At 66.4% G+C, this 23,862-nt stretch carries 24 protein-coding genes; 14 read left to right on the top strand and 10 right to left on the bottom strand.

Annotated features, from left to right (window positions below):
• From IPU70_RS20365 to IPU70_RS20350, 4 genes are all read left to right on the top strand, one after another.
• Complete coding sequence (locus tag IPU70_RS20365) at positions 1 to 1,065, top strand: branched-chain amino acid ABC transporter permease (RefSeq protein WP_207469788.1); 1,065 nt, start codon at positions 1 to 3, stop codon at positions 1,063 to 1,065.
• Between the two features lie 126 nt (positions 1,066 to 1,191).
• On the top strand, positions 1,192 to 2,532 hold the full coding sequence (locus IPU70_RS20360; protein ID WP_207469787.1) for an ABC transporter substrate-binding protein: 1,341 nt from the start codon (positions 1,192 to 1,194) through the stop codon (positions 2,530 to 2,532).
• Positions 2,533 to 2,593: 61 nt separating this feature from the next.
• Complete coding sequence (locus IPU70_RS20355) at positions 2,594 to 3,436, top strand: ABC transporter ATP-binding protein (RefSeq protein WP_207469786.1); 843 nt, start codon at positions 2,594 to 2,596, stop codon at positions 3,434 to 3,436.
• Between the two features lie 28 nt (positions 3,437 to 3,464).
• A complete protein-coding gene (locus IPU70_RS20350; protein ID WP_207469785.1) occupies positions 3,465 to 4,733 on the top strand; it encodes a phenylacetate--CoA ligase family protein in 1,269 nt (422 codons plus the stop codon).
• A gap of 18 nt (positions 4,734 to 4,751) precedes the next feature.
• On the opposite strand, the gene IPU70_RS20345 is transcribed toward IPU70_RS20350, so the two are convergent.
• The 5 genes from IPU70_RS20345 to IPU70_RS20325 are packed head-to-tail and all read right to left on the bottom strand — an operon-like array spanning position 4,752 to position 8,029.
• A complete protein-coding gene (locus IPU70_RS20345) occupies positions 4,752 to 5,582 on the bottom strand; it encodes a sulfite exporter TauE/SafE family protein (RefSeq protein ID WP_207469997.1) in 831 nt (276 codons plus the stop codon).
• A gap of 8 nt (positions 5,583 to 5,590) precedes the next feature.
• The gene (locus IPU70_RS20340) at positions 5,591 to 6,826 is read right to left on the bottom strand and encodes an FAD/NAD(P)-binding oxidoreductase (protein WP_207469783.1); all 1,236 of its coding nucleotides are present in this window, start codon (positions 6,824 to 6,826) and stop codon (positions 5,591 to 5,593) included.
• An 18-nt stretch (positions 6,827 to 6,844) separates the two neighbouring features.
• Positions 6,845 to 7,264, bottom strand: coding sequence for a YeeE/YedE family protein (locus tag IPU70_RS20335; protein WP_207469781.1), 420 nt, complete (start codon positions 7,262 to 7,264; stop codon positions 6,845 to 6,847).
• Between the two features lies 1 nt (position 7,265).
• Positions 7,266 to 7,697 (bottom strand): YeeE/YedE family protein, encoded by a 432-nt coding sequence (locus IPU70_RS20330; RefSeq protein ID WP_207469779.1) that lies wholly within the window; start codon positions 7,695 to 7,697, stop codon positions 7,266 to 7,268.
• Positions 7,694 to 8,029 carry a helix-turn-helix transcriptional regulator gene (locus IPU70_RS20325; protein WP_013396782.1) on the bottom strand — a complete coding sequence of 112 codons (336 nt, stop codon included), beginning with the start codon at positions 8,027 to 8,029 and terminating at the stop codon, positions 7,694 to 7,696. The genes IPU70_RS20330 and IPU70_RS20325 overlap by 4 nt, the downstream gene beginning before the upstream one ends.
• Before the next feature lie 123 nt (positions 8,030 to 8,152).
• On the opposite strand from IPU70_RS20325, the gene IPU70_RS20320 reads away from it, so the two are divergent.
• The 4 genes from IPU70_RS20320 to IPU70_RS20305 all read left to right on the top strand — a co-directional run bounded on the left by IPU70_RS20320 (position 8,153) and on the right by IPU70_RS20305 (position 11,511).
• Positions 8,153 to 9,016, top strand: a complete 864-nt coding sequence (locus IPU70_RS20320) for an MBL fold metallo-hydrolase (RefSeq protein ID WP_207469777.1) — start codon at positions 8,153 to 8,155, stop codon at positions 9,014 to 9,016.
• A gap of 94 nt (positions 9,017 to 9,110) precedes the next feature.
• Entirely contained in the window at positions 9,111 to 10,577 is a 1,467-nt protein-coding gene (gene pap / locus IPU70_RS20315) for a polyphosphate:AMP phosphotransferase (RefSeq protein WP_207469776.1), read from the top strand.
• 23 nt (positions 10,578 to 10,600) lie between these two features.
• Positions 10,601 to 11,050 (top strand): GNAT family N-acetyltransferase, encoded by a 450-nt coding sequence (locus IPU70_RS20310; RefSeq protein WP_207469774.1) that lies wholly within the window; start codon positions 10,601 to 10,603, stop codon positions 11,048 to 11,050.
• The gene (locus IPU70_RS20305) at positions 11,047 to 11,511 is read left to right on the top strand and encodes an HIT family protein (protein ID WP_207469772.1); all 465 of its coding nucleotides are present in this window, start codon (positions 11,047 to 11,049) and stop codon (positions 11,509 to 11,511) included. The genes IPU70_RS20310 and IPU70_RS20305 overlap by 4 nt, the downstream gene beginning before the upstream one ends.
• A 13-nt stretch (positions 11,512 to 11,524) precedes the next feature.
• On the opposite strand, the gene IPU70_RS20300 is transcribed toward IPU70_RS20305, so the two are convergent.
• Both IPU70_RS20300 and IPU70_RS20295 read right to left on the bottom strand, forming a co-directional pair.
• The gene (locus IPU70_RS20300; RefSeq protein WP_207469770.1) at positions 11,525 to 12,682 is read right to left on the bottom strand and encodes a glycosyltransferase; all 1,158 of its coding nucleotides are present in this window, start codon (positions 12,680 to 12,682) and stop codon (positions 11,525 to 11,527) included.
• A 2-nt stretch (positions 12,683 to 12,684) separates the two neighbouring features.
• On the bottom strand, positions 12,685 to 13,062 hold the full coding sequence (locus IPU70_RS20295) for a hydrogenase (RefSeq protein ID WP_207469768.1): 378 nt from the start codon (positions 13,060 to 13,062) through the stop codon (positions 12,685 to 12,687).
• Positions 13,063 to 13,290: 228 nt separating this feature from the next.
• On the opposite strand from IPU70_RS20295, the gene nhaA reads away from it, so the two are divergent.
• The 4 genes from nhaA (at position 13,291) to tenA (ending at position 16,645) form a co-directional block, all read left to right on the top strand.
• Complete coding sequence (nhaA, locus tag IPU70_RS20290) at positions 13,291 to 14,511, top strand: Na+/H+ antiporter NhaA (protein ID WP_207469760.1); 1,221 nt, start codon at positions 13,291 to 13,293, stop codon at positions 14,509 to 14,511.
• A gap of 65 nt (positions 14,512 to 14,576) precedes the next feature.
• Entirely contained in the window at positions 14,577 to 14,969 is a 393-nt protein-coding gene (locus tag IPU70_RS20285) for a DUF488 domain-containing protein (RefSeq protein WP_207469758.1), read from the top strand.
• A 127-nt stretch (positions 14,970 to 15,096) separates the two neighbouring features.
• Positions 15,097 to 15,882: a 3-hydroxybutyrate dehydrogenase gene (locus tag IPU70_RS20280; RefSeq protein ID WP_013396791.1), complete on the top strand. Its 786-nt coding sequence runs from the start codon at positions 15,097 to 15,099 to the stop codon at positions 15,880 to 15,882.
• Between the two features lie 100 nt (positions 15,883 to 15,982).
• Complete coding sequence (tenA, locus tag IPU70_RS20275; protein ID WP_207469756.1) at positions 15,983 to 16,645, top strand: thiaminase II; 663 nt, start codon at positions 15,983 to 15,985, stop codon at positions 16,643 to 16,645.
• Positions 16,646 to 16,696: 51 nt separating this feature from the next.
• Here tenA and IPU70_RS20270 read toward each other — a convergent pair whose 3' ends face one another.
• The 3 genes from IPU70_RS20270 to IPU70_RS20260 all read right to left on the bottom strand — a co-directional run bounded on the left by IPU70_RS20270 (position 16,697) and on the right by IPU70_RS20260 (position 20,875).
• Positions 16,697 to 19,165, bottom strand: a complete 2,469-nt coding sequence (locus IPU70_RS20270; RefSeq protein ID WP_371819023.1) for a TonB-dependent siderophore receptor — start codon at positions 19,163 to 19,165, stop codon at positions 16,697 to 16,699.
• 196 nt (positions 19,166 to 19,361) lie between these two features.
• Complete coding sequence (locus IPU70_RS20265; protein ID WP_207469749.1) at positions 19,362 to 20,357, bottom strand: FecR family protein; 996 nt, start codon at positions 20,355 to 20,357, stop codon at positions 19,362 to 19,364.
• An 11-nt stretch (positions 20,358 to 20,368) separates the two neighbouring features.
• Positions 20,369 to 20,875 carry an RNA polymerase sigma factor gene (locus IPU70_RS20260; RefSeq protein ID WP_207469747.1) on the bottom strand — a complete coding sequence of 169 codons (507 nt, stop codon included), beginning with the start codon at positions 20,873 to 20,875 and terminating at the stop codon, positions 20,369 to 20,371.
• Positions 20,876 to 20,991: 116 nt separating this feature from the next.
• Here IPU70_RS20260 and IPU70_RS20255 point away from each other — a divergent pair, with 116 nt between their 5' ends.
• Positions 20,992 to 21,753: a uracil-DNA glycosylase gene (locus IPU70_RS20255; RefSeq protein WP_207469993.1), complete on the top strand. Its 762-nt coding sequence runs from the start codon at positions 20,992 to 20,994 to the stop codon at positions 21,751 to 21,753.
• A 275-nt stretch (positions 21,754 to 22,028) separates the two neighbouring features.
• Positions 22,029 to 23,804, top strand: coding sequence for a DEAD/DEAH box helicase (locus IPU70_RS20250; RefSeq protein ID WP_207469745.1), 1,776 nt, complete (start codon positions 22,029 to 22,031; stop codon positions 23,802 to 23,804).
• Positions 23,805 to 23,862: the final 58 nt, after the last annotated feature.

Genomic DNA, 23,862 nt, shown 5'->3' with positions numbered 1-23,862 from the left:
ATGTTCTATCGCGAAAACGGCCAATTCAAGACCAGCTATCGCGCTGACCAGCAGATCTTCCCGATCCGCCAGGACCGCATCTTCATCTGGCTGCTGCTGGCGGTGGCGTTCGTCGCCATCCCGGCGATGGCCAGCGACTACCTGCTGCGCGCCATCCTGATTCCGTTCCTGATCCTGGCGCTGGCCGCCGTGGGCCTGAACATCCTGGTGGGCTATTGCGGCCAGATCTCGCTGGGCACCGGCGCCTTCATGGCGGTGGGCGCCTACGCGGCCTGGAACTTCGGCGTGCGCTTTCCCGGCATGCCGCTGGTCATCCAGATCCTGCTGGGCGGCTTCTTCGCCACCATTGTGGGCGTGATCTTCGGCATACCCAGCCTGCGCATCCGCGGCCTGTACCTGGCGGTGGCGACGCTGGCCGCGCAGTTCTTCGTGGATTGGGCGTTCCTGCGCATCCCCTTCTTCACCAACTACTCGTCGTCCGGCAACGTCTCGGTGCCGCCGCTGACCGCCTTCGGCCTGCCGGTGCAGAGCGCGCTGGAGAAGTACCTGTTCGTGTTGATCCTGGTGGTGGTGTTCAGCCTGCTGGCCAAGAACCTGGTGCGCGGCGCCATCGGCCGGCAGTGGATGGCGATCCGCGACATGGACGTGGCGGCCTCCGTCATCGGCATCCGCCCCATGTACGCCAAGCTCACGGCCTTCGCGGTCAGCTCGTTCATCGTCGGCGTGGCCGGGGCCTTGTGGGGCTACATCCACCTGGGTTCCTGGGAGCCGCTGGCGTTCGACCTGACGCGTTCGTTCCAACTTCTGTTCATGGTCATCATCGGCGGACTGGGTTCGATCATCGGCAGCTTCTTCGGCGCGGCTTTCATCGTGCTGGTGCCGGTGGCGCTGTCCAATATTCCGCACATGCTGGGCATTCCGCTGTCGGTGGACACGGCGGCGCACATCGAACACATGGTGTTCGGTGCGCTGATCGTGTTCTTCCTGATCGCCGAGCCGCACGGGCTGGCAAGGCTGTGGAGCATCGGCAAAGAGAAGCTGCGCATTTGGCCCTTCCCTCACTGATTTCGCATTGATTTCCGCGGTCCGGAGCGGCACAAGCGCCCCGGACCCGCCCTGAATACCCGGCTCAAGACCGGGCCAATCCCGGTGTCCCAGGGTTTACTGACCCAAGCACCACGCAGGAGGTAAATGGAGATGAAGCGTCTTAACCTGAAGTTGGCGGCAGCTTTGATGGCCGCAGCCGGCGCCGCAGGCGCCGTGGCCACGCCGGCAATGGCGGCGGAAGAGCAGTTCGTTCCGTTGCTGGTGTATCGCACCGGGTCCTTCGCACCCCTGGGCATTCCCTGGGCCGACGGCAAGCTGGACTATCTGAAGCTGGTCAACGAACGCGATGGCGGCGTCAACGGCGTCAAGATCACGTACGAAGAGTGCGAAACCGCCTACGCCACCGACCGCGGCGTGGAATGCTACGAACGCCTGAAGGGCAAGGGCACCGGCGCATCGGGCTTCGACACGCAGTCCACCGGCATCACCTTCGCCGTCAGCGACAAGGCCATGGTCGACAAGGTGCCGGTCGAAACGATGGGCTACGGCCTGTCGCAGTCGGTCGACGGCAGCGTGTTCGAGTGGAACTTCCCGCTGCTCGGCACCTACTGGACCGCGGCCGACGTGATGATCCAGGACATCGCCAAGAAAGAAGGCGGCATGGACAAGCTCAAGGGCAAGAAGATCGCCCTGGTCTACCACGACTCGCCGTATGGCAAGGAGCCAATCCCCCTGCTGCAGAAACGCGCGGCCAAGGAAGGCTTCGAACTGGTGCTCTATCCCGTGACCGCCCCCGGCGTGGAACAGAAGTCCACCTGGCTGCAGATCCGCCAGGCGCGTCCCAACTACGTGCTGCTGTGGAGCGCCGGCATCATGACGCCGACCGCCATCCGCGAAGCCCAGGCCAGCGGCTATCCGCGGGACAAGATGTACGCGATCTGGTGGGCCGGCTCTGAAGGCGACGTGAAGGACCTGGGCGATGTCGCCAAGGGCTACAACGCCATCACCATCCACAACAGCGGCGCCGAGCACGACAAGGTCTACGACGATCTGAAGAAGTTCGTCTACGACAAGGGCCAGGGCTCGGACAAGACCGGCAAGACCACGCTGGGCACCATCGCCCATACCCGCGGCATGATGATCTCGATGCTGCAGGTGGAAGCGATCCGCACCGCGCAGGAGAAGTACGGCAAGGGCAAGGCGCTGACGCCCGAGCAGGTGCGCTGGGGCTTCGAGAACCTGAACCTGACGCAGGAAAAGCTGGACAAGCTGGGCTTCGGCCAGATCATGCGTCCGGTCAAGACCTCGTGCAGCAACCACAAGGGCGACGACTGGGCTCGCATCGTGCAGTGGGACGGCGCGAAGTTCAAGGTGGTCTCCGATTGGTATCAGTCGGACAAGACCATCCTGGATCCCATGGTGAAGGAAGGCGCCGCCAAGTACGCGAAGGAAAAGAACATCACGCCCCGCACTTGCGAGAACTGATGTGAACCGGCCGCGGGCCCTGGATGACAGGGCCGGCGGCCACCAAGCCGCAGGAACAGCCATGACCGCTGCAACGACTTCCGCAGTACCCGCAGACACCCCCAAGGTGCTGCTCGACGTGAACGGCATCGAGGTGATCTACAACCACGTGATCCTGGTGCTCAAGGGTGTTTCCCTGCAAGTGCCGGAAGGCAAGATCGTGGCCTTGCTCGGCGCCAACGGCGCGGGCAAGACCACCACCTTGCGCGCCATCTCGAACCTGCTCAAGGGCGAGCGCGGCGACGTCACCAAGGGCCATATCCAGTACCGCGACCAGCGTATCGAAAAGCTGTCGCCGGCGGAGCTGGTCAAGCGCGGCGTGGTGCAGGTGATGGAAGGCCGGCACTGCTTTGCCCACCTGACCATCGAGGAAAACCTGCTGACAGGCGCCTATACGCGCAGCATGAGCCGCGGCGACACCGCGGCGGCGCTGGAGCGCGTCTACCAGTACTTCCCGCGCCTGAAGCAGCGCCGCACCAGCCAGTCCGGCTACACCTCGGGCGGCGAGCAGCAGATGACCGCCATCGGCCGCGCGCTGATGGCCAACCCCAACATGATTTTGCTGGACGAGCCCTCCATGGGCCTGGCGCCGCAGATCGTCGAAGAGATCTTCGAGATCGTGCGCGACCTGAACCAGCGCGAGCGCGTCAGCTTCCTGCTGGCCGAGCAGAACACCAATATCGCGCTGCGCTATGCCGACTACGGCTACATCCTTGAAAACGGCCGCGTGATGATGGACGGCGCCGCCGCCGACCTGGCCCAGAACGAGGACGTGAAGGAGTTCTACCTGGGCATATCCAGCGGCGAACGCAAGAGTTTCCGCGACAACAAGTTCTACCGCCGGCGCAAGCGCTGGCTGGCGTGATTCCTGGCATACGAGAGGGTGCGATCCCATGTCCGAGTTTTTCGATGTTCTGGAAACCAGAGCGCCCGAGCAACGCGAGCGCGAGCTGATGGCCGCCCTGCCCGCTGCGATCGCCCGGGCCATTGCGCGTGCGCCTGCCATCGCCGAGCAGTTGCGCGGCATCGACCCCGCCACGATCACGTCGCGCGCGGCCCTGGCCAGCCTGCCGGTGCTGCGCAAGCACGAACTGCTGGAGCGCCAGCAGCACAGCCGCGATGACGCGGCGGCGCCTGCCGGGCCGCAGAAAGCCTTCGGCGGCTTTTCCGCCATCGGCTGGGGCGAGGCAATGCGCGTGTTCGCGTCGCCCGGCCCCATCTATGAACCGGAGAGCGCGCGCGGCGACTACTGGCGCTTTGCCCGCGCCCTGCACGCGGCGGGATTCCGCGCGGGCGAACTGGCCTACAACTGCTTTTCCTACCATTTCACACCCGCCGGTTCCATGATGGAAACCGCGGCGCACGCCGTGGGCTGCACCGTATTTCCGGGCGGCACCGGACAGACCGAACAGCAGGTGCGCGCAATTCAGGACCTGGCGCCCACCGGCTACACCGGCACGCCCAGCTTCCTCAAGATCATCCTGGAGAAGGCCGACGAACTGGGCGTGAAGCTGGACTCGCTGCGCCGCGCTCTGGTGTCCGGCGAAGCCTTTCCGCCATCCCTGCGCGACTGGCTGGCCGCGCGCGGCATCGACGGCTACCAGGCCTACGGCAGCGCCGACCTGGGCATGGTCGCCTTTGAAACGCCGGCGCGCGAAGGCCTGGTGCTGGGCGAGGACATCATCGTCGAAATCGTGCGCCCCGGCACCGGCGAACCTGTGCCTGATGGCGAAGTCGGCGAGGTCGTGGTCACGACCTTGAACCCGGACTATCCGCTGGTGCGCTTCGGCACCGGCGACCTGTCCGCCGTCATGCCCGGCATCTCGCCTTGCGGCCGCACCAATACCCGCATCAAGGGCTGGATGGGACGCGCGGACCAGACCACCAAGGTGCGCGGCATGTTCGTGCATCCGTCGCAGGTCGCCGACGTGGCGCGCCGCCACCCCGAAATCCTGCGCGCGCGGCTGGTGATCAGCGGCAGCACGGGGTCCGACCGCATGGTGCTCAAAGTGGAGTCCCGGGTGCGCAGCGAAGAGCTGGGCAAACGCATCGCGGAGTCGGTGCGCGATGTGACCAAGCTGCGCAGCGACGTGGAATGGGTGGACGCGGACGGCCTGCCGAACGACGGCAAGGTCATCGACGACATCCGGACCTACGAGTAAACGGCGCTGCTGGCGACCTCACGCGGCCGCCAGCAGCGCCAGCATGCCCTTGACCAGCATCGCCACGGCCACCGCGCCCGCGAACAGCGCAAAGCTTTGCTGCAGGCGCCGCGGCGGAAAGCGGTCGGCCACCTTGCGGCCGGCCAACATGCCCAGCACCGCAGCCGCCGTGAACGGCGCCGCGATGCGCCAATCCAGATGCCCGCCCGCTGCCGCGGCCACGACGCCGCTGGCGGACACCAGCGCGATCACCGCCAGCGAGGTGCCGACGATGGCCTGCATGGTCAGGTCCGTGGCGCGCCGCAGCGCGGGCACGATGACGAAGCCGCCGCCCACGCCCAGCAATCCGGACAGAAAGCCCGCGACCAGGCCCGCGCCCGTCAAGGCGCGCGCGCAGGGCGCGGTCCAGCGCAACCGGCCGGTGCTGGCGTTGAGTTGGCAGGGCGGGGTGCGCGGCGCGGCCTGGACCGCTGCCGCGGGCCTGACGCCCTGGTTCCACATGCGCCACGCCACCATGCCCAGCACGCCGGCGAAGATGATGGCCAACGGCGCGTTGGGCAGGCGCCGCGCCGCCCACAAACCCAGCGGCGAAACCAGTATGCCGGTGACGGCCATGAAGCCCGCCGCGCGATAGCGGACCTGCCCCTTGCGCAGGCCCAGCACCGCGCCCAGCGCGGCGGACAGGCCCACTGCCAGCAAGGCGATGGGCGCGGCCTGCGACACCTGCAAGTGCAGGCCGAAGACCAGCAGCGGCACCGCCATGATGGCGCCGCCGGCGCCGGTCAGCCCGAGTATCAGGCCCACGCACGCCCCCAGCGCCGCGCTGACGGCCAACACCGTATCGATCATGGCGGCGCTCAGTTGCCCAGCGGGCGGGCCAGCCATTCACGGCCCTTGAGCATGCCATTCCAGTAGATCCAGGGCAGCAAGGTCGCCTTGAGGAACCAGGCGCTCTTGCGCGGCACCGTCGGATCCAGCGGGAAGGTGGGCAACAGCTTGCCGCCATAGCCGAACTCGGCCAGCACGATGCGGCCGCGCTCCACTGTCAGCGGGCAGGAGCCGTAGCCGTCGTACTTGACCGGCATGGCGTGGCCTTCGCGCAGCGCCAGCAGGTTCTCGGCCACCGTCACGATCTGCTTGCGCGCGGCCGCGGCGGTCTTGGCATTGCTGGTGCAAATGCCGTCGCCCAGCCCGAACACGTTGCCATGGCGCACGTGCAGCAGCGTGGACGGATCCACTTCGCACCAGCCGGCGGCGTCCGCCAGCGGGCTGTTCTTCAGGAAGTCATGCGGAACCTGCGGCGGCACCGCATGCAGCATGTCGAAAGACTTCTCGACCCGCGTCACCGCGCCGTCGGCGTTCTTGAGGTCGAACCAGGCCTTGCGCGCCGCGCCGTCCACCGCCACCAGCGCCGAATTGAAGGCCAGCGCAATGCCGTAGCTTTCCACATAGCGCATCAGCGGCGGCACGAAAGTCGGTACGCCGAACAGCGCCGCGCCCGCCAGGTCGAACTCCACGTCGATGCGGTCCAGCACGCCGGTGCGCTTCCAGTGGTCGCAAGCCAGGTACATGGCTTTCTGCGGCGCGCCGGCGCATTTGATGGGCATGGCCGGCTGCGTGAACAGCGCCTGCCCGCCCTTCAGCCCGCGCACCAGTTCCCAGGTATAGGGCGCCAGGTCGTAGCGGTAGTTGGAGCTGACGCCGTTCTTGCCCAGCGTATCGGCCAGGCCCTCGACCTTGTCCCACGCCAGGCGCAGGCCGGGGCAGACGATCAATTGCTGGTAGCTCACGGTGCTGCCGTCCGCCAGCCGCACGCGGTTGGCTTCGGGCTCGAAGCCTGCGGCGGCGGCCTGCAGCCAGGTGGCGCGTTTGGGCATGACGGCGCCGGTTGGGCGCACGGTCTTGGCGACGTCGAAGGCGCCGCCGCCCACCAGCGTCCAGGCCGGCTGGTAGTAGTGCTTGTCGCTAGGCTCGATGACGCCGATGCGCAAGTCCGGACGGCGGCGCAGCAGGCTGGCCGTGACGCCTATGCCCGCCGATCCGCCGCCCACCACCACCACATCGAAATCGCGCTGCGCCTCTGCTGTCGGCATGCTTGTCTCCTCGCCGGTCTACCGGCTTTTGAATTTTTCCAGGACTGAAAATATCGCCATGCCTGCCACCATGGCGGCCACGAAAATCAACGCCTCGGTTACGCCGGCCACCGCGGCCACCAGCGCCGGTCCCGGGCAGAAACCGGCCAGCCCCCAGCCCGCACCAAACGCCATGCTGCCGACGGCCAGGCGCAAGTCCACGCGGGTGGCCGTCGGCCAACGCATGGGTTCGCCCGACAGGCTGACGCGGCGGCGGCGCAAGAGCGCGAAGCCCGCGGCGGTCACCAGCACGGCGCCGCCCATCACGAAAGCCAGCGACGGATCCCAGGCGCCGGCAAGGTCCAGGAAGCCCAGCACCTTGGCCGGATTGGCCATGCCGGAGATGATGAGGCCCAGGCCGAACACCAGGCCTGATGTGAACGCGATCAGCGCAACCATGTCAGAGCACTCCCAGATGACGGGTGGCGTAGACCACGGCAAAGCCGGCGGCCATGAACAAAGCCGTGGCGGTGAGCGAGCGGCGCGATGCGCGCGACACGCCGCAGACGCCATGGCCGCTGGTGCAGCCCGAGGCGTAGCGCGTGCCGATGCCGACCAGCAAGCCCGCCACGATCAGGCGCGTGGTGCTGGCCTCCACCACCACGGGCGGCAAGGCGCTGCCCAGGCGGTACAGCCAGGGCGAAGCGAACAGGCCCAGCAGAAAAGCCAGCCGCCACATGCCGCCGCGCCCGTCCTGCAACAGACCGCCCAGAATGCCGCTGATGCCCGCAATGCGTCCCGCGCCGGCCATCAGCAGCACGGCGGCGGCGCCGATGAGCAGACCGCCCGCGCCCGCGGACCAGGGAGTGAAGGCGGACCAGTCCAGGCTCACTTGAGTGACTCCATGGCGCGGCCGCAGTACAAACTCGATAGTGTCTTCATGACCTGGCTGACTTCGAAACTGGCCATCTGGTAGTAGACGTACTTGCCCTCGCGCCGCGTGGCGACCAGTCCTTCATCGCGCAGCACGCCCAGTTGCTGGGACAGCGTGGGCTGATGAATGCCGGTCAGCGATTCGAGTTCGCTCACGTTGCGTTCGTTCTGGACCAGCTGGCACAGCAGCAGCAAGCGGTCTTCGTTGGCCAGCGCCTTGAGCAGCGCGCAGGCCTGGGAGGCGGATTCGCGCAAGACGGCGACTTCGCACTCGGTCAGGGCTTCATTCATTTGATGCGTATCAATTGGCGTGAGGGAGTTTGATCATTATATTTACCAATATAATATTCAACAATATTATTGAAATACATATAGTGTTTCATCGTGCAGCGACTCGCTGCGATGCGAGCGTCCATGTCTCCCCAGATCCAGGCCTTTTTCGATCCCGTCACCGCCACCGTCACCTACGTCGTGCATGAACCCGCGCCGGGCGACGCCTGCGCCATCATCGACTCGGTGCTGGACTACGACCCCAAGTCCGGACGCTGCAGCACCGCCAGCGCCGACCGGGTGGCGGACTACGTGCGCCAGCACGGCCTGAAGACCGAATGGCTGCTGGAAACCCACGCCCATGCCGATCACCTGTCGGCGGCGCCCTATCTGCAGCGGCAGCTCGGCGGCGTCATCGCCATCGGCCAGAGCATCCAGACCGTGCAGGGCGTGTTCAAGAAAATCTTCAACCTGGAACCCGAATTCCAGTTGGACGGCTCGCAGTTCGGCCATCTGTTCGCCGACGGCGAAACCTTCCGCATCGGCGCGCTGACGGCGCAAGCCATCCACGTGCCCGGCCACACCCCGGCCGACATGGCCTACCTGATCGGCGACGCCGCTTTCGTCGGCGACACGCTGTTCATGCCGGACGTGGGCACGGCGCGCTGCGACTTCCCCGGCGGCGACGCCCATCAGCTCTACCGTTCCATCCAGCGGCTGCTGAGCCTGCCCGCCGGGACGCGGCTGCACATGTGCCACGACTACCCGCCCTCCGGACGCGACGTCTCCTGGCAGACCACGGTGGCCGAACAGCGCCGCGCCAACATCCACGTGCGCGATGGCGTCAGCGAAGATGAATTCGTGACCATGCGCACGCGGCGTGATGCCACGCTTTCCATGCCCACCCTCATCCTGCCCGCCATCCAGGTGAACATCCGCGCCGGCCACTTCCCGCCGCCCGAGGACAACGGCGTGCGCTATCTGAAAATACCCGTCGACGCGCTCTGACGGCGGCGGCAGGCGCCGCCATCCGGGCTTGCGCGCTCCGGGCTTATCCCGCAAGATCGTCCGATCGCAGAATTGCCGATCAGACGGATCCCCCATGTTTGCAGAAGCCGAAGCCGACCCCAGCCTGTCCAAGGAAGAGTTCAAGCCGCTGGAGGCGAAGCTGCGCGTCGCCTTGCTGAACGCGCAGTACCAACGCCTGCAGAAGGCCGACAAGACGCTGCTGATCGTGATCGCGGGCATAGACGGCGCCGGCAAGGGCGCCACGGTCAACCTGCTGAACGAGTGGATGGATCCGCGCCACATCAAGACGCTGGCCTACGGGCCGCGTGAAGGCGCCGCGCTGCAGCGTCCGCCGTTCTGGCGCTACTGGAACGACCTGCCGCCCAAAGGCAGCACCGGCATCGTGTTCGGATCCTGGTACGCCCCGCTGCTGCTCGAGGCCACGCGCAAGAAGCCTGACCAGAACAGCATCGAGGCGCAGGCCGCGGCCATCCGCCACTTCGAGGCCATGCTTGCCGCCGAAGGCGTGCAGATCGTCAAGCTCTGGTTCCATTTGTCGGCCAAGGCACAGAAGGCCCGCGCCGAACGCCTGCTGGCCAGCCCCGAGACCTCCTGGCAGGTCAGCCCGATCGACCTTAAGGTCTACAAGAAATATGACCGCATCCGCAACGCCGGCCAGGTGGTGCTGAACCGCACGGACAGCGGCCACGCGCCCTGGGTCGTGATCCCTAGCGCGGACGAGGACATCCGCGCCGCGCGCACCGCCGAAGCGGTGCTGGCCGCCATGCGCCAGCGCGGCGTGCCGCGCATCCCGCCCGCTTTCGTGGCGCACGCCCGGACCACCCGCGTCGTCGACCGCCTGGGCGAACTGGACTACGAGGCCAAGACCGACAAGGACGATTACGAATCCGAACTGGGCCTGCTGCAAGGCCGGCTGGCGCGGGCGGCGCGCTCAAAGAAATTCCAGGAACGCTCGCTGGTGCTGGTATTCGAAGGCCAGGACGCGGCTGGCAAGGGCGGCGCGATCCGCCGTGTGACGCATGCGCTGGACGCGCGGCAGTTCGATATCACGCCCGTATCCGCGCCCAACAGCGAGGAACAGGCCAGGCCCTATCTGTGGCGCTTCTGGCGTCACGTGCCGCGCCATGGGCGCATCGCCATCTTCGACCGGTCCTGGTATGGCCGCGTGCTGGTCGAGCGCGTCGAAAAACTGACCGCGCCCGCCAACTGGCGCCGCGCCTACGCCGAGATCAACGACTTCGAGGGGCAACTGGCTGCCAGCGGCGCGCTGGTGCTGAAGTTCTGGCTGGCCGTGACGCCGGACGTGCAGCTGGAGCGCTTCAAGGAGCGCGAGAATTCCCCCTTCAAGAATTTCAAAATCACGGCCGACGACTGGCGCAACCGCGACAAATGGAAGGACTACGCGGCCGCGGCCAACGAGATGCTGGCGCGCACCGACCTCGCGCACGCGCCGTGGCATCTGGTGTCGGCCAACGACAAGCGCTACGCTCGATTGCAAGTGCTGCGACACATCGTCGAAGCCATGGAAGACCAACTCTGAATCCCGCCTGGAGGCCGCAAGCCATGAGTACCGCAGAAATCCGTCCCGTCGTCGCCGCCGACTTCGAAGCCTGGCTGCCGCTATGGAAGGGCTACCAGGACTTCTATCGCGTCAACATCGACGACGCGGTCACGCGCAACACCTGGGCGCGCTTCCTGGACCCTGCCGAACCCATGCACGCGGCGCTGGCCTATGAAAGCGGCCGGGCCGTCGGCATGGTGCACTGGATCTTCCACCGTTCCACCTGGACTTCGGGCGACTACTGCTATCTGCAAGACCTGTACGTGGACCCGGACGTGCGCGGCACCGGCGCCGGCCGCAAGCTGATCGAGCACGTGTACGCGCAGGCCGCCGCCGCCAACTGCTCGCGCGTGTACTGGCTGACGCACGAGACCAACGCCACCGCCATCCAGCTCTACGACCGCATCGCCGACCGCTCCGGCTTCATCCAGTATCGCAAGGTGATGCCGTGAGCGCACGCGATCCCAACTGTCCGCTGTGCCAGGAAGACGGCGGCACGCTGCTGTGGCGCGGGCCGCACCTGCGCATCATCGAGGTGGACGACCCCGACTATCCGGGTTTCACGCGGGTGGTCTGGAACGGCCACCTGGCCGAGATGACCAGCCTGTCCACCCACGGCCGCGACCTGTTGATGCGGGCCGTGTACGTGGTGGAAGAAGCGCAGCAATCGGTCCTGGCGCCCGACAAGATCAACCTGGCCTCGCTGGGCAACATGGTGCCGCATCTGCATTGGCACGTGATCCCGCGCTGGCGCGGCGACCGCCATTTCCCCGATCCGATCTGGGCGGCGCCGCGCGTCGCCGCCGGCGCGGAATCCGTGGAATGGCAGGAGCGCCAGGCGCGCGTGCAGGCGCTGCTGCCACGCTACCGCGACCGGCTGGTAGAAGCCATGAACGCCCTGCTCTGGCACTGAGCCGCCGCCCGCCTCAGGCGGCGCGCGCCGCCCCCCGCAATTCCGCCAGCCAACCGGCGTAGGCCTGTTCCACCAGGGCCGCCGTGCGTTCGGCGGAGAACTGGCCCTGGCCCCGGATCAGCTCCCGGCCCGCATCGCCCATGCGGCGGCGCAGCGCGGGATCGGCCAACAGGCTTGCCAGCGCGCCCGCCAATGCCGCCGGATCGCCAGGCGGCACCAGCAGACCGGTCACGCCGGCCTGCATGGTTTCCGGCACGCCGCCCACATTGGTGCCCACCACCGGCAGCCCCATGGCCGCCGCCTCAATGAAGACGGTACCCAGGGCCTCGCGCAACGTCGGCAGGGCGAACACGTCGAAGGCAGTCAGGACATTGCCGATGTCGTCGCGCCGGCCAGTGAAATGCACGCGTTGGGCCAGGCCTAACGCCTCCGCCTGCGCCCGCAGCTGCCCGCCCATGGGCTGGCCTTCGCCCACCAGCACCAGATGGGCATTCGGGAACGTGGCGGAAATGCGATGGAAAGCGTCGATCAGATCGCAATGGCCCTTGTCCGCCCGCATCACGGCCACGCAACCGATCACCAGCGTGTCCTCCGGCAGGCCCAGTTCGCGCCTGACGCAGACGCCGCTTTGCACCTGGGGCAGCACCACTGGCGAATGGATGGTGGCGATGGCCTCCGGCCGCGCTCCCCCGTCCAGCAACTGCCCGCGCACGTAGCGGCTGACGGCGATGACGCGATGCGCCAGCCAGGTATAGGCGTAAAGGGAATTGATGGGCTTGGCCAGATGGCGCGTGCGCACGATGAGCCTCGTGCCGGCCAGGCGGCCTGCGATGGCGCCCAGCACGGTATCGCGGCGGCTGTGCGTATTGATCACGTCAAAACGCCCGCAACGCAACAGGCGGCGCACGAGAGCGACGCAGCGCACGAAATTGAGCGGGCCGTCCATGGGAACGAGATGCACCGTGAAGCCGGCCTCGCGCAAGCGCCTGCCCAGTTCCGCATCGGGTTGGCAGACCGCTTCCAGATGATGGCCGCGCTCGCGCATGGCGATCATCTCCTTGTAGATGCAGAATTCCTGCCCGCCGAACGAGGTGGCGGCTTCCGTATGCAAGATGCGCAGACGCGCGTCGGGGCCGGGGCGGGACTGGAACGATTCGTTGGGATCCGGCATGATCAGGAATGGCCGCCTTGAGAGGTGTCCGCGTCGCTCCAGCGGCGGCCTTGCGACAGCAGGTAGGCCTCCAGGTAAGAGATGTCTTCCTGGTCCAGCGCCGCCGCACCCGCGCTGGCGCAATCGCGCGGGCACTCGGAAGCCTGCAGCCGGTTTTCGGACCAGACGCGGGCCGCGCCAGTGCGGGACAGTTCGAAGCGCGCACCCGCGCGCGCCCAGCCCAGCAGGCGTGCGCTGGGGACCAGTTGCCGGGTCTGGTAGATGCCGTGCGAACTCGGAGCCGCGGGCGCTGTCAGTGTGTCACCGACATCCACCAGACGGCTCGCGGCGCCGGGCTTGCCGGGCGTATAGGTCAATACCGTAAGAGGGCGTAGTGGCATTTAGCTAGCAAGAGTCGCCAGGCGGCCTTGCAAGCCACATACTGGTCGGGATTCAACGAAAGGGTTCGGTCGCCGAGCAAGCAACGCCAAGAATTCGACGCTGATTGGCTGTTTTTTCAAATAAATGAAAGACGTTCGACGAAATAGAAGAGTCCCGAAATACCAATTCAGGTAAAATTCAGGAATGAAACGCGCATCTTATCAAAACGTAAGCAAAGCCGGTACTGCATGAATTCACAGCCCGTGCCTCCCCACAAACCGGTCTCGTTCCTGCAAGCGTTCCTCCGTTCCGAAGCGCTGGGCGGTTATGTCCTGATGCTGGCCGCGCTGGTCGCGCTGGTGGTCGCCAACAGCCCGGCCGCGCCCGCCTATTTCAGCGTGCTGGAAACCAAGCTGGGCTTCCACATCGGTCCGGTCCTGCTCAAGGAAACCGTGCTGCACTGGATCAACGACGGCCTGATGGCCGTGTTCTTCCTGCTGGTCGGCCTGGAGATCAAGCGCGAGGTCCTGGACGGCCAGCTGCGCGGCGCCGCCCGCATCGTGCTGCCAGGCATCGCCGCCCTGGGCGGCATGGCGGTGCCGGCGCTGATCTATGTGCTGATCAACTTCGGCAGTCCCGACACCTTGCGCGGCTGGGCCATCCCCGCCGCGACCGACATCGCCTTCGCGCTCGGCATCCTGGCGCTGCTGGGCAGCCGCGTGCCGACTTCGCTGAAAATTTTCCTGACGGCGCTGGCCATCCTGGACGACCTGGGCGCCATCGTCATCATCGCCCTGTTCTATACCGCCGAACTGAATGTATTCGCGCTGAGCATGGCGGGCGCCCTGCTGGCCTGCCTGTTCTGCCTGAACCGAGCCGGCGTGCTGCGGCTGACGCCCTACCTGCTGATCGGCGCGGTGCTGTGGTACTTCGTCCTGAAGTCCGGCGTGCATGCCACGCTGGCCGGCGTGGCGCTGGCGCTGACCATTCCGCTGCGCCCGCAAAACCAGGGCCATCCCGGCGCGCATTCGCCCCTGCATGTACTGGAGCACGCGCTGCACAAGCCGGTGGCGCTGCTGATCGTGCCGATTTTCGGTTTCGCCAACGCCGGCGTGTCGTTCGCCGGCATGGGCCTGGGCAGCCTGGCGCAGCCCGTGCCCCTGGGCGTGGCGCTGGGCCTGTTCCTGGGCAAGCAGCTGGGCGTGTTCGGCTTTGCCTGGCTGGCCATCAAGAGCGGCATTGCCACCCTGCCGCGCCACGCCAGCTTCACGCAGCTATATGGTGTGTCGCTGCTGTGCGGCATCGGCTTCACCATGAGCCTGTTCATCGGCGCCCTGGCGTTCACCGATCCGGCCGCCATCGACGCCACCAAGATCGGCGTGCTGACGGGCTCGCTGGCGTCCGCCGTGGTGGGCTTCCTGCTGCTGCGCGCCTGCGGGCCGCGCGCCGGCACCGCCGAAAATCGTTGAGCAGGGTTTGAGTACGGACGGCGGGCGCTAAAGTAGCGGGATCCGAAACCATTCCAGGAGCCGCCATGAAGCCGTCCGCCATCACCGTGCAACGCGTCTACGAGGGTTTGGGTCCGGAAGGCAGCTACCGGGCGCTGGTGGACCGCATGTGGCCGCGCGGGCTGCGCAAGGCGGACCTGCACCTGGACGAATGGGCCCGCGACATCGCGCCCACCCTAGAACTGTGCAAATGGTTCAGCCACATCGAGGAACGCTGGGAAGAATTCCGCCAGCGTTACCAGGCCGAACTGGCGGAACCCGAGCAGCAGACCCGCATGGCCGCCTTGCTGGACGCGGCCGGCGACCGTCCGCTGACCCTGCTGTACGGCGCCCGCAACACCGAACACAACCAGGCCGTCGTGCTGCACGACGTCCTGCAGGACTATGTCCGCCATCACGGCAAGCGCAAGAAGGCCTGAACCAGCACCCGCTTGCGCGTTCAGCCTGCTCTAATCCTGGCGCGCTACCATCAAGCCATGCTCCCCGCATCCGTGGGCGACAGGGCGTGGCCCGGCCCACCGGCAATCCCAACCCGGAGGTTCCAGCATGCATAACCTGAATGGAAAAGTCGCCGTCGTCACCGGCGCAGCCAGCGGCATCGGCAAGGAAATCGCCCTCACGCTCGCGCGCGCCGGCGCGGCAGTCGCCATCGCGGACCTGAACCAGGCAGGCGCCGACGCCGTCGCCCGCGAAATCGAACAGGCGGGCGGCAAGGCCATGGGCGTCGCCATGGACGTCACCAGCGAAGACGCCGTGAACCAGGGAATCGACCGCGTCGCCGCCGCCTACGGCAGCATCGACATCCTGATCTCGAACGCGGGCATCCAGATCGTCAATCCCATCGAGAACTTCGCATTCTCGGACTGGAAGAAGATGCAGGCCATCCACGTGGACGGCGCATTCCTCACAACCAAGGCCGCGCTCAAGCACATGTACAAGGGCGACCGCGGCGGCGTGGTCATCTACATGGGCTCGGTCCATTCGCACGAAGCCTCGCCGCTGAAGTCCGCCTACGTGGCCGCCAAGCACGCCTTGCTGGGCCTGGCGCGCGTGCTGGCCAAGGAAGGCGCGGCGCACAATGTGCGCTCGCACGTCATCTGCCCGGGTTTCGTGCGCACGCCGCTGGTGGAAAAGCAGATCCCCGAACAGGCCAAAGAATTGGGCATCAGCGAAGAGGACGTGGTCAAGAAGGTCATGCTGGGCGACACGGTCGATGGCGTGTTCACGACGGTCGAGGACGTGGCGCAGACCGCCCTGTTCCTGGCCGCCTTCCCCAGCGCCGCCTTCACGGGCCAATCCTTCGTGGTCAGCCACGGCTGGTACATGCAGTGATTCGGCCCGCGCCGCCTTTTACCGCGCGGTCTTTGATACCCTAGCCCTCTTTGTGGACCGGCGCGCAATCGCGCGCCGGCAGCCTGTCTTGAGGAACCCCATGTCTTTCAGCTCCGATGCCTGGGCGCGCAACGCCGCGCTGTACGAAACCACGCGCGACATGCCGTTCAACCAGGAGCTGGCCAGCGGCCAGCTCGACGAGAACGCATTCAAGCACTACATGATCCAGGACGCGCACTACCTGGTGGCGTTCGGACGCGCACTGGCCATCGCTTCGGCCAAGGCGGACGATGCCGACGGCGTGGTGCAATTCGCGGATGCGGCCAAGGGCGCGGTCGTCGCCGAACGCACGCTGCACGCGGGCTTTCTGAAGCAGTTCGGCATCGACGACGCCACCTTCGAAGCCACGCCGCTCACCCCGGCCTGCCACCACTACACCAGCTACCTGATCGCCACTGCCTGGAGCGCGCCGTACCCGGTGGCGCTGGCGGCCCTGCTGCCGTGCTTCTGGATCTACGCCGAAATCGGCCGCGAGATCCACGCGCGGGCGGCCCAGCCCAATCCCTATGCGGCCTGGATCGAGGCCTATGCCTGCGAGGACTTCCACGCTCTGGTGCGCCGGGTCATCGCCACGGTCGACCGCGTTGCCGAGAAAGCGTCCGCCGAAACGCTGGCGCAGATGCACGCGGCGTACACGCGCGCCGCGCAGCTGGAATGGATGTTCTGGGACTCCGCGTATCGGCAAGACGGCTGGCCGGTCTGAACGCCGGCGCAGCCGCCGGGCGCGCGTGTTCGTACGCGCACCCGGCCGCCGTTAGAACTGATAGCGCGTGCTCAGCAGGAAACTGCGAGGCGTGCCGTAATAGTTGCCGCCGTTGTTGCCTGCCAGCGTATCGAAATAGCGCTTGTCGAAGAGGTTGTTCACGTTCAACTGGAAGTCCAGTTGGCGATTCACCCGATAGCCCGCCACCAGATCGACCACCGCGTAGGGCGATTGCTTGATCACATACCCGGCGCTGCTGGTCAGAGACTGCGTCGTGATCTTGCTTTGCGCGCGTACCGCTCCGCCCACCCGCCACTGCTCCAACTTTCCTGGCAAGTGATACATCGCCGACACCTTGAACTGGTGCTGCGGAACATAGCTGGCATAAGGTTGACCGGATGCGCCATCCACGCCCCCGCTTGAGACCTTGGCCCGGGTGTAGGAATAGCCAATGCCCACATTCAGGCGCGGCAGCAATTCGCCATTGATGTCGATCTCCACGCCCTCGCTCTTCACCTCGCCGACGGCGCGGTAGCAATTGGTGGCCACGAAGCACGATGGGATGTCCGTGACGGCTTGCGGCAGGTTGGTCTGCGTGGTCGAGAACAGCGCAATGGCGGCGTTGACGCGTTCGTCCAGGTAGCTGCCCTTCAAGCCGATTTCGTAATTGGTGCCTTCCACCGGCTTGAGCACGGTGCCGGACGTGTCCAGGTAGTACTGCGGCTTGAAGATGCTGGAATAGCTGGCGTAGACCGAATGGTTGTCGTTCAGGTCATAGATCAGCGCGGCGTAAGGCGTGAAGTGGGCATCTTCGCCGAACTTGCGGTGGCTGCTCCAGCTGCCTTGGGTCTGCTTGTTATCGAAGTCGTACCAATCCATCCGGGCGCCTAGAATCATGCTCAACGGATCGGCCAGGCGGAAGCGGCCCGTGGCATAGAACGACGTCAACTCGGAGCGTTGGTCGCGCCGCCACATCGTGTCTTTGGCGAAGTCCTGGCGGCGCATGGAATCCGGGTCCCAGGTGGAGGGGTCGACGCCGGACACCATCAGGTAGCCACCGGGCTCATCCAGGTAGCTATAGCCGTTGTCCAGCCAATGGTCATTGCGGTAGCTCGCGCCCACCGCAATATCGTGCTCGCGACCGAACAGCGAGATCGGGCCTTGTGCGGACAAGTCGAAGCTGCGCTGCTTCTTGTCGTAGTCATAGCGACCTCCCATCACGTCATATACGGTGCTGCTCTGGCCGCCGTCGCTGGCGACGAAGTACGCGCCGTCGAGTGACGATTTGCCATTGACGCCCCGGGCCGCCGCGCGCGCGATCCAACCGTTGTCGAAGGTGTGCTGCAGCTCGGCGAACAGACTGTATTCGCTCTTGTCCCAATAACTCCATGACGGCGAAAAGCGGCGCGACCGCCTGATATCCAGCGGAGTACCATTCACCGCGGTGGGCACGCCCATCCATTCGGAGCCGGGGTTGTCTTCGCGGTTGGAATGCCCGCCCAGCGTCAGGACGGTGTTAGCCGTCAGATCGATGTCCACCACGCCGTAGTACAGCTGCCTGCGGCTGCTATAGCCGTCGGTGAAATAGTCCCGCGACTGCTGCGAGGTGACGAAGCGCCCGCGCACCGAGCCGCTGTCGTTCAGCGGCCCGCTGGCGTCGAATTCGCCCGAGAAGTTGTTCCATGAGCCCGCGCGCGCCGTAGCAATGAATTGCGCGGCGTCGGTCGGCTGCTTGCGCACGAAGTTGATGGTGCCGGAAGGGTCGCCCATGCCGGTCATCAGGCCAGTGGGGCCGCGCACGACTTCCACGTGGTCGTACATGGCCGTGGTGCTGTAGGTGGAGGTGTCCGTCTCGTACGACACGGGCAGGCCATCCATCAGGAAAGTGTTGATGGTGAAGCCGCGTGAGAAATAGCGCGACCGGTCATTGCTCCAATGGTTGACCGTGACGCCGGTGGTGCTGTTGGCCACGTCGTCGATGGTCTGCATGGCGAAGTCGTCCAGCTTCTGCCGGGTCACCACGCTGACGGATTGCGGCGTTTCCTGGATGGTCAGCGGCAGCTTGGTCGCCGTGCTCATGGCGCCGGTGGTGTAGGAACCGGTGTCCTCGGTGATCGAGTTGCCCTTGCCCACGACGGTGATGGTGTTCATCACCACGCTGTTGGCGTCCTCTACGCGCGACACCGACACATTGCTGCCCGACCGTTCAAACGCCAGCCCGGACCCTGCCAGCAGCGCCCGCAGGGCCTGGTCCGGCGTCAGATTGCCCGCCACGGCGGGCGCCTGCAGCCCCCGCACCGTATCGGGCGCATACGCCAATTCCAGCGACGCCTGCGTCGCCAATTGCGTCAAGGCGCCTTCCAGCGATTGCGCGGGGATATTCACGGCCAGCGGCGCTTCTTGCGCGTGGACCTCACGCTGCGGCATGGCCAGCGCCAGCATCAAGGACAGGGCCAGCACGGTCAGCCCGCGCGTCGGCTCGGCAAGGCGCGATGTGGGTCCAGAGGGTTTACGGTTCACGAGACTAGCGTTCCTGGAAGGGTCTTGAGACAAGGCGCGCCAGTCAGCCCATGACGGAGGATGCTGGCGCAGCCGCGGCATCGGATCGATGCCCTTGGGAGACAAGACGCCTGTCGCGGACAAATCCCTGATGGAGAAACGCGATTGAATAGTAACCATTCGTAATTAGGCGGACCGGCGGGATGGCCGCGAGAAGCTAGCGGCGCACGATCAGCGCCGAGCCATCCGCGCCGCTTTGCACGCGCACCGGCGCGATCGCGGGCAGCAAATCCAGGAAGGCCTTGGGATTGTCGACGCTGAACACGCCCGAAATCCGCATCGCCGCCACATCATCACCCGACACGCGGATCGGCGCGTGACCGTAGCGGTTCATTTCGGAAACGGCTTCAGACAGCGGCACGTCGCGGAATACCGCGCGGCCGCGCTGCCAGGCCAGCAGAGTCGCCACGTCCAGTTTTTCGGACGGCGACAAGCGTCCATCCTGCGCCGTGCGCGTGCCCTGGCCCGCCGTCAGCAGCACCTGGCTGCGGTTCCACCAATGGCCAGACTGGACCGCCACCGTGCCCGATTCCACGGCCACGCGCACAACATCGGCGTCGCGCCGGACATTGAAGCGCGTGCCCGTCACGCGGATGGTCACGCCGCCGGCCTCAACATAGAACGGCCGGCTGGCGTCCGGCGTCACCGAAAACGTCGCCTCGCCCGTTTTCAACTCCGCCACCCGGCGATCCGCATGCAGCGCTACCGACAATTGCGTGGCGGTGTTCAGGTCGACGATGGACGCATCGGGCAGCGACACTTGCTGGCGTTGCCCCAACTGCGTTGCGTATTGCGCGGCGTAGCCGGGATCGCCCTCGCCCCATCGCGGCAACGCCACGGCCGCAATCACGGCGGCGACGCCTGCAAGGACCAGCCCCGCCACCAGGCGACGACGCGGCGGCGCGCGGCGGCTGGATGCGGCTAGCGGCTCCTGCGTCAGCGCGCGCAACCGCTCTTCCCCCAACTGCGCGCTGGCATTCCAGATGCCGCGCGCGCGGCGGAACTCCAGGTCGTGCGAGGGATGCGCCCGCCGCCACGTTTCGAACTGCAGACGCTCGGCCTGGCTCATCTGTTCCGAATGCGCACGGGCGAACCAATAGGCGGCCGCATCGCGGGGATCGGTCAGGGTGTCGGGGTCGATGGGGTCGGTCATTGCGCGGCGGATCAATCCGGGCAGAAGTGTTTCAGCTGTTCGCGGACTTCTCGCGTGGCGTCCATGATATAGCGCTCGACGGTATTGAGCGCCAGGCCCATCCGCGCCGCGACTTCGGGCTGCGAATAGCCTTCGAGCCGGCACCACACATAGGCTTGCCGCTTCTTTAGCGGCAAGCTGGCCAGGGCGCATTCCAGAGCGTCAGCCAACTGGCGAGCGCGGGCGCTGGACTCCGGGTCATGCCACTGGGCAGGGTCATCGGCGGCCCAGGCTTCCAGCGATACCTCATCGTGCCGCGCCTGCCGCCGCATCTCGCTGATCAGCCGATTCTGCGCCGCCCGGCGCAAATAAGATTTGCCATTGGATGCGCTGCGGCTGCCGCCGCTCAGCAGGCCGGCCATCACATCCTGCGCCGCATCCTCCGCGTCGCAGGGCCTTGAATTGCGCTTGGCCCACGCGCCCACCAACTCGCCGTAGTGGGCGAGCCAACCTTTCAGGCTGCTGGGAGGACTGGACATGGCGGCAATCGCGGCGAATGCAGGAAGGCCGCAATATTAACAATGATTCTCAATTCGAATACAACAGCATGTCCACGCTACGGGGCCACCTCACCCGCTATGCCAAAATCGCGCCCATGCCTACCGATAATCGCCTCGTCCCCAACGCCCTGGGCACCCAGACCGCGCAACTCCCCGGCGCCTGGGCCGCCGCCTTTACACCTGGCGCCGTCGCCGACGCGCTGGCCGCCGTGACCGCTCACGTGGAAAAGCGTCTGGGCGAAGGCGCGACCGTCTATCCCGCGACGCCCTTCCGGGCCTTGCACGGCCTGGAGCCGTCGGACGTGCGCGTGGTGATCCTGGGACAGGATCCGTACCATGGCCCCGGCCAGGCCCAGGGCCTGGCCTTCTCGGTGCCGGACGACTGCAAGCGGCCGCCCAGCCTGCGCAACATCTTCAATGAGATCGCCCAGGAGTATCCAGGCAGCGGCGTTCCTGCCGGCAACGACCTGAGCGACTGGGCCGATCAGGGCGTACTGCTGCTTAATACCGCGCTGACCGTGGAAGACGGACAGCCTGCGTCCCATGCCAAGCGCGGCTGGGAAACGGTGACGGATGCATTGATCGCCCTGGTCGCCAGAGATCCCTCCCCGAAGGTTTTCATGCTCTGGGGCGCTCATGCCCAAGCCAAGCGGGCGTTGCTCCCGGACAACAGCGGCCACCTGGTCTTGATGTCCAACCATCCTTCGCCGCTTTCCGCCAGAAGGCCCCCCGTGCCCTTCCTGGGCTGTGGCCATTTCTTGGCGACCAATCAGTGGCTGACCAACCAAGGGAAAAACCCTATTGATTGGGGGCTGGACAAAAAAATAATTCCCATGCAGGGCGAATTCGGGTTATGATCGCCGCACTGCACAAAACGAGTTCGGCATTTACCGCCTTGATTTAGCGGAAGTTTTCGCAGTTCGCCGGGTAACAGCCCCGGCCCCATGCCGAACTATCATCGATTCCTGACCCCTTTCCTTTCGCCCTGCGTTCCACTCAGTACACGAGAACGCGCCACGCGCATGGTTGATCCGGTCGGCACGATGCTCCATCAACCGTCGCCTGGATCCGGCCGCCTAATCCCCTGGCCCGACCAAGCACTGCGTCGCATTGATTGCGGCAAGGGAAAGTAATGTCTTTCGAAACCCTGGGTCTTGCGCCCGCTCTGTTGTCGGCCGTCCAAGAAGCTGGCTTCTCCACCCCCACCCCCGTCCAAGCCTCCGCCATTCCCCAAGCGCTGGCCGGCCACGACCTGATGGTGTCCTCGCAAACGGGTAGCGGCAAGACCGCGGCCTTCATGCTGCCGGCCCTGCACCGTATTGCCCAGATGCCCGCCAACAAGGGCGTCGGCGTGCAAGTGCTGGTGCTGACCCCGACCCGCGAACTGGCCCTGCAAGTCACCGACGCCACCGCCACCTACGGCCGCAAGCTGGCCGACCTGCGCACTGCCACCGTCGTGGGCGGCATGCCCTATGGCGCGCAGCTGAAGGCGCTGTCGCGCCGCGTGGACGTGCTGGTCGCCACCCCCGGCCGCCTGATCGATCACCTGAACTCGGGCCGCGTCAAGCTGAACACCGTGCACACGCTGGTGCTGGACGAAGCCGACCGCATGCTGGACATGGGCTTCATCGAAGATATCGAGACCATCGTCGGCCGCCTGCCGGAAGACCGTCAGACGCTGCTGTTCTCGGCCACGCTGGACGGCACCATCGCCAAGCTGGCGGCGCGCATGATGCGCGATCCGCAGCGCATCGAAATGGCCGGCGCCAAGGAAAAGCACACCAACATCACGCAAAGCCTGCTGTACGCGGACGATGCCAGCCACAAGATGCAACTGCTGGACCACGTGCTGCGCGACGCCGCTCTGGACCAGGCCATCGTCTTCACGTCGACCAAGCGCGGCGCTGACGACCTGGCCGACCGCCTGGCCGACCAAGGCTTTGCCGCCGCCGCCCTGCACGGCGACATGAACCAGCGCCAGCGCACCCGTACGCTGTCGCAACTGCAACGCGGCCAACTGCGCATCCTGGTTGCCACCGACGTGGCCGCCCGCGGCATCGACGTGCAAGGCATCAGCCACGCCGTCAACTTCGACCTGCCGATGCAGGCCGAAGACTACGTGCACCGTATCGGCCGTACTGGCCGCGCCGGCCGCAGCGGCCTGGCCTTCACGCTGGCCACGCACTCCGAGCGCCACAAGGTCCGCCGCATCGAGCACTACATTGGCCAATCGATCACGCCTGAAGTGATCGCCGGCCTGGAACCCAAGCGCACCCCGCGTCCCTCGACTGGCGGCGGCGGTGGCGGCAAGCCGTACGGCAAGCGTCCCGGCGGCGGCTACCAGGGCAACCGCGAAGGCCGTTCCTTCGGCGGCCCGCGTGGCGAATTCAAGCCGCGTGAAGGCGGTTACCAGGGCAATCGCGACAGCGCCCCGCGTGAAGGCGGCTACCAAGGCAATCGTCCGTTCGGCGACCGCCCGGCCCGTTCCTTCAGCGATCGCCCCAGCTTCGGCGACCGTCCGCAGCGCGAAGGCGGCTACCAGGGCAACCGTCCCTTCGGTGACCGTCCCCAGCGCGAAGGCGGCTTCCGCGGCGGCGACCGCGATTCGCGCCCCAGCTTCGGCGATCGTCCCAGCTATGGCGACCGCCCCCAGCGCGATGCCCGCCCGTTCAGCGAGCGCGGCCCGCGTGAAGGCGGTTTCCGCGGCGGCGACCGTGACTCGCGCCCCAGCTTCAGCGATCGTCCGAGCTTCGGCGACCGCCCCAGCTTCGGCGACCGTCCGCAGCGTGAAGGCGGCTTCCGCGGCGGCGACCGCCCGGAAGGCGGTTTCCGTGGCAAGCCCACGTTCGACAAGCGCCCCGGCGGCCCCGCCAAGCGCTTCGCCAAGCCGGCTGATCGCCGCGGCTGATCGCCCCGCTTGAGCCCATAACAAACCCCGCGCCTGTCGCGGGGTTTGTTTTTTGGGA

Source organism: Achromobacter sp. SD115 (assembly GCF_017355315.1).
In the GTDB taxonomy this organism is placed as follows: Bacteria; Pseudomonadota; Gammaproteobacteria; order Burkholderiales; family Burkholderiaceae_B; genus Achromobacter; species Achromobacter xylosoxidans_B.
Note: the sequence above shows the minus strand (reverse complement) of the source record. Positions and strands in the feature narration are given on the sequence as shown.